Here is a 718-nt window from a genome sequence, read left to right as displayed (position 1 = left end):
CCGACCCGGTGTTCATCCTCTCCTCGGCGACCATCGCCAACCCGGCGGAGCTGGCCGCCTCGCTGGTGGGCGACGAGGTCGCGGCGATCACCGACAGCGGTGCGCCGGCAGGGGAGAAGCACCTGCTGCTGTGGAACCCGCCGGTGGTCAACGCCGATCTGGGTATCCGTGCCTCGGCGCGCTCGCAGGCCACGCGCATCGCGCGCACCGCCGTGCGCGGCGGCATGAAGACCATCGTGTTCGCGCGCTCGCGGCTGATGGTCGAGGTGCTCACCAAGTACCTCAAGGACGTCTTCGACCGCGATCCCCGCCGCCCGGCACGGGTCGCCGCGTACCGCGGCGGCTACCTCCCCACCGAGCGCCGGGGCACCGAGAAGGCCCTGCGCGGCGGCGACGTCGACTGCGTCATCGCCACCTCCGCGCTGGAGCTGGGCGTGGACATCGGCGCGCTGGACGTGTGCGTGCTCAACGGCTATCCCGGCACCATCGCGGCCACCTGGCAGCGGCTCGGCCGGGCGGGGCGGCGCAACCGTCCGGCACTGGGGGTGCTGATCGCCTCCAGCGAGCCCCTGGACCAGTACATCGTGCGCAACCCGGAGTTCTTCCTCGGGGCCTCGCCGGAGCACGCCCGCATCAGCCCGGACCAGCTCCTCATCCTGCTCGACCACGTGCGCTGCGCGGCCTTCGAGCTGCCGTTCCGCCGGGGCGAGCGCTTCGG

1 protein-coding gene is annotated in these 718 nt (G+C 73.0%); it reads left to right on the top strand.

All coding sequences use genetic code 11. The features are described 5' to 3' along the window. Positions 1 to 718 (top strand): helicase-related protein (locus G7A99_RS22920; protein WP_256379738.1); only part of this gene is annotated, 718 nt, incomplete at both ends.

The sequence above is a fragment of the Arhodomonas sp. KWT genome (assembly GCF_010993615.1).
Note: the sequence above shows the minus strand (reverse complement) of the source record. Positions and strands in the feature narration are given on the sequence as shown.